Annotated in this window: 4 protein-coding genes; 1 reads left to right on the top strand and 3 read right to left on the bottom strand. The window is 63.8% G+C overall.

The features are described from left to right. The 3 genes from pgsA to EOD07_RS23330 form a co-directional block, all read right to left on the bottom strand. The coding region (gene pgsA, locus EOD07_RS23340) for a CDP-diacylglycerol--glycerol-3-phosphate 3-phosphatidyltransferase (protein WP_127237136.1) at window positions 1–483 on the bottom strand (483 nt) is incomplete at its 3' end. Between the two features lie 164 nt (window positions 484–647). After that, a complete protein-coding gene (gene uvrC / locus EOD07_RS23335) occupies window positions 648–2732 on the bottom strand; it encodes an excinuclease ABC subunit UvrC (RefSeq protein WP_127237135.1) in 2085 nt (694 codons plus the stop codon). After that, window positions 2729–3493 carry an SDR family oxidoreductase gene (locus tag EOD07_RS23330; RefSeq protein ID WP_127237134.1) on the bottom strand — a complete coding sequence of 255 codons (765 nt, stop codon included), beginning with the start codon at window positions 3491–3493 and terminating at the stop codon, window positions 2729–2731. The genes uvrC and EOD07_RS23330 overlap by 4 nt, the downstream gene beginning before the upstream one ends. Before the next feature lie 410 nt (window positions 3494–3903). On the opposite strand from EOD07_RS23330, the gene EOD07_RS23325 reads away from it, so the two are divergent. Continuing rightward, entirely contained in the window at window positions 3904–4551 is a 648-nt protein-coding gene (locus EOD07_RS23325; protein WP_040984718.1) for an outer membrane protein, read from the top strand. Window positions 4552–4720 lie beyond the last annotated feature (169 nt).

The raw sequence follows: 4720 nt of genomic DNA, 5'->3' as shown, positions 1-4720 counted from the left end.
GATCTTGTCGCCGGCCGGGCCGACCAGCAGGAAGGCGATGGCGACCATCTGGATGGTGGTCTTCCATTTGGCGAGTTGGGTTACCGGCACCGACACTTTCAAGGCGGCCAGATATTCGCGCAGGCCCGAGACCAGGATCTCGCGGCACAGGATGATGATGGCCGCCCACAACGACCAGCCGGCGATGCCGCCATGGCGGTCGGTGTCGGCGGCAAGCAGGAGCAGGCAGGTGGCGACCAGCAATTTGTCGGCGATCGGATCGAGCATCTTGCCGATGTTGGAGGTCTGTTGCCAGGCGCGCGCGAAATAGCCGTCGAAGTAATCGGTGATCGAGGCGAGCAGGAAAATGACCAGCGCCGACCAGCGGGCGAAGTCGGACGACTTCAGATGCCCCTCAAGAAAAAAGCACAGCACGACCAACGGCACCGCGACGATGCGAGCATAGGTGAGGATGTTCGGCAGGTTGAACGCGCGTTGTGCCATGTCGTCTCGGGAAATCTCCTCCGCCAGACGTACTCAAATCAGAAGCGAATGTAGGGGGTCAACAGGCGAGATTCGATTGACCAGGGAAAAATAGCATTTGTGTCTACCGGGGCCTCTGCGGCCCATCGTCCGATCTGTCAAACTTCCGTGCTCGAAACCGGCCTTCAGCTCTCGTGGAAGTGATTGTAGACCAGCTTCGCCACATGCTCCGAAATGCCGTCGACCTTGATCAGGTCCTCGACCGCGGCGCGGCTGACCGCCTTGGCGGTGCCGAAGGCGAGCAGCAGCGCGCGCTTGCGGCCGGGGCCGATGCCGGCGATCTCGTCGAGCGGGCTCTTGACCATCTCTTTCTTGCGGCGAGCACGATGCGAGCCGATGGCGAAACGGTGGACCTCGTCGCGCAGGCGCTGGACGAAATAGAGCACCGGGTCGCGCACCGGCAGCATGAAGCTTTCCCTGCCCTTGACGAAGAAGCGCTCGCGGCCGGCGTCGCGGTCCTGGCCTTTAGCGATACCGATGGCGACAACCCGGTCCTCGACGCCGAGGTCGGCCAGGATCTGGCGCACGGCCGTCATCTGGCCCTGGCCGCCGTCGATCAGGATGACGTCGGGCCAGGCCGGAAAGCCGCCATTGCCGGCGACCAGATCCTCCTCGCCGGCTTCGTCCTCGACGGCCGGGCCGGGCTGGACGTCGCCATGCTCCTTGAGCAGCCGCGAAAAGCGCCGCTGCATCACTTCGCGCATCATGCCGAAATCGTCGCCCGGCGTGATCTCGGTCGAGCGGATGTTGAATTTCCGGTACTGGTTCTTCACGAAACCTTCCGGGCCAGCGACGACCATGGCGCCGACCGCGTTGGTGCCCATGATGTGCGAGTTGTCGTAGACCTCGATGCGCACCGGCGGTTTTTCCAAGCCGAAGGTGTCCGCAAAACCCTTGAGCAGCCGGGCCTGGGTCGAGGTCTCGGCCAGCCTGCGGCCGAGCGCCTCGCGCGCATTCTGCAGCGCGTGGTCGGTCAGATCCTTCTTCTCGCCGCGCTGCGGCACCGAGATCGCGATCTTGCGGCCGGCGCGGGTGGAGAGCGCCTCGGCGAGCAGCTCCTGTTCCTGGACGGCCTGCGACAGCAGGAGCGTCCGCGCGGGCAGCTTGTCGTCATAGAATTGCGCCAGGAACGAGCCCAGCACCTCGGCCGGCTCGAGCGCCGGATCGGCCTTGGGGAAATAGGCGCGGTTACCCCAGTTCTGGCCGGTGCGGAAGAAGAACACCTGGATGCAGGTCTGGCCGCCTTCCTGGTGAATGGCGAAGACGTCCGCCTCCTCGACCGTCTGCGGGTTGATGCCCTGATGCGCCTGCACATGCGAGAGCGCGGCAAGACGGTCGCGGTAGATGGCGGCGCGCTCGAAATCGAGTTCTTCCGAGGCCTGCTGCATGGCGGCCGAGATTTCGGTCTTCACCTTCTGGCTGCGGCCGGAGAGGAAATCCTTGGCTTCCGCGACCAGCTCGGCATAGCCCTCATGCGAAATCTCGCCGGTGCAGGGACCGGCGCAGCGCTTGATCTGGTAGAGCAGGCAGGGCCTTGTGCGGTTCTCGTAGAAGGAGTTGGTGCAGCTTCGAAGCAGGAAGGCGCGCTGCAGCGAATTGATGGTGCGGCCGACCGCGCCGGCGGAAGCGAAGGGGCCGAAATAGTCCCCTTTTCGCGATCGCGCGCCGCGGTGCTTGTAGATGCCGGGCGAGACATGGTCACCGGTGAGCAGGATGTAGGGGAACGACTTGTCGTCCCGCATCAGCACGTTGAAGCGGGGCCTCAGCCGCTTGATGAGGTTGGCCTCGAGCAGCAGCGCCTCGATCTCGGTGCGGGTGACGACGAATTCCATCGTCGCCGTTTCTCGCACCATGCGGCCGATGCGGGCGGTGTGGAAGCGCCCCTGCGCGTAGTTGGTGACGCGCTTCTTCAGGCTGCGCGCCTTGCCGACATAGAGCACGTCGCCGGCAGCGTTCATCATGCGATAGACGCCGGGCTGGTTGGGCAGCCGCTTGACGAAGGTCTGGATCACCTCGGCACCGACCATGCCGTCGGCGTCGCCGGCATGTGGCGTCCAGTCGATGGCCGTGAACGCGACTTCGGGGCCTGTCGGGATCGACTCCGGTTCGACGATCTCCTCCGCCGCCTCGTCCTCGATGTCGAGATCGACATCGGGCGGCAGGTCGTCGGCGGCGCCGTTGCGTCTATGTCTTTGGGCTGTGGGACTCATTCCACCATGCCTGTCACATCGGGCGTCTGCCATGCAAGATGCTGGCCGCCGTCGAGCGCGATCATCTGGCCTGTCACCGAGCGCGCCTGCCAGAGATAGCGGATCGTGGCGCCGAATTCGGGCAATTGCGGGCCACGCTTCAGGATCAGGCCCTCGACTTGTTTGCCGAAGTCATCATCGTCCTGGCGCTTGTTCTTCAGCGTCGGACCGGGGCCTATGGCGTTGACGCGAATGCGGGGGCCGAGCGCCTGCGCCAGCATCTCAGTTTGCGTCCAAAGCGCCGATTTCGACAGCGCATAGGAGAAATAGCGCGGCGTCGGCCGCCAGACGCGCTGGTCGATGATGTTGACGATCAGCCCCTCCTCGCCTTCGGGCAGAGCATGGGCGAAGTGCTGCGCCAGCAGCGCCGGCGTCTTGACATGGATAGCGAAATGGCGGTCCCAGGCCCGCCAGTCGAAATCCTCCACGCGGTCGTCGACGAACAGGGACGCATTGTTGACCAACAGTGTGACAGGGCCGAGCGCGGCCTGCGCCCTGCCGATAAGATCGCCGACGGCATCCATGTCTGTGAGGTCGGCGGCGACCACGGCGGCGCGACCGCCCTCGCCCATGATCTTCCGCACCAGCGCCTCGGCCTCGTCGCTTGACCGGTTGGCGTGGATGGCGACGGCGAAGCCATTGGCGGCCAGATCCTCGACGATCGCCTTGCCGATCCGCCTTGCTCCACCCGTCACCAGCGCGACGGCCGTGGCTTGTCTCATGGTGTCAATCCTCAATCGGCTTCACGATTCCGGGAAGCCGGCACAATATGACGGGCCAAGCGTTAAATGCCGTTTCCACCTAGGGCAGGAATGTGGCGAAGCGGCCCGGATGCGCTTGCGCCCCGCCGGATTCGGGGCGCCACTCACCGCAATATATGTCGCTGGACCCCTTGAACCAAGCGGTGTGCAGCGCAACATATTTAGCATGCTGACATTCGCTGTTGCGAAGATGCAACGTCACTTTTCGGCCTCATTCGCGCCGGGGAATGACCCAAGTTCAGGTTCGCTTCAGCCGCATTTCAGCACGACATTTGGAACCGTTGAGCGCCAAGCCCGTTTATCCCCCCGGACGGGCCGGGGCGTTTCATGAACAAACAAGCCTAAGTGTCTTGTGGCTTAAGGAGTATATAATGAAGACCAATCTCAAATTCGCGCCGCTCGCCGCTGCGCTCGGGCTGTTCGCCCTTGGAGGTACCGCCTTTGCGGCCGACGTCGTTTCCGAAGAGCCGCCGGCTCCCGCTCCGGTTGCCGAGCTTCCGGTCGCTTCCTGGGCCGGCCCCTATGCCGGTATCAATCTCGGCTACGGCTTCGGCGGCCATGTGAAGGCCCCGGGCGTCGACGCCAAGACCAAGGGCTTCATCGGCGGCGTTTTCGGCGGCTACAACTGGCAGCAGGAGAACTTCGTGTACGGTGCTGAAGCCGACCTCGGCTACAACGGCACCAAGGGTTCGGACAACGGCCTTTCGGCCAAGACCGGCATCGAAGGCTCGCTGCGCGCTCGCCTCGGCTATGCCGTGACCCCCGAAATCCTGCTCTATGGCACGGGCGGTCTGGCTGTTAAGGATCAGAAGATCGACGACAGCTTCACCGGCGTGCACGACAACAAGGCCATGCTCGGCTGGACGGCCGGCGCCGGTACCGACATCAAGATCACGGACAACGTGTTCGGCCGCGTCGAATATCGCTACACCGACTACGGCAGCAAGAACTTCGGCGACACCGGCAAGGTCAAGTCTTCGGACAACCGCGTCACCTTCGGCGTCGGTATGAAGTTTTAAGTCGTTAGAAGCCACGACACGGAAAAGCCGGGCCTTGCGCCCGGCTCAGACTGCTGACAAACCCCTGGCGTTAGCCGGGGGTTTTTGATTCACTGGGTCATGTTGAAGCGACCCGCCCCCGAACAGACCGCGCTCGAGATGGTAACGTTGGACCAACTGGTCCCGGCTG

The organism is Mesorhizobium sp. M2C.T.Ca.TU.002.02.1.1 (assembly GCF_003997225.1).
Note: the sequence above shows the minus strand (reverse complement) of the source record. Positions and strands in the feature narration are given on the sequence as shown.

Excerpts from the sequence above, each read along its gene's own strand:
- uvrC (WP_127237135.1), bottom strand. The coding sequence starts at position 2,732 with ATGAGTCCCACAGCCCAAAGACATAGACGCAACGGCGCCGCCGACGAC.
- EOD07_RS23330 (WP_127237134.1), bottom strand. The coding sequence starts at position 3,493 with ATGAGACAAGCCACGGCCGTCGCGCTGGTGACGGGTGGAGCAAGGCGG.
- EOD07_RS23325 (WP_040984718.1), top strand. The coding sequence starts at position 3,904 with ATGAAGACCAATCTCAAATTCGCGCCGCTCGCCGCTGCGCTCGGGCTG.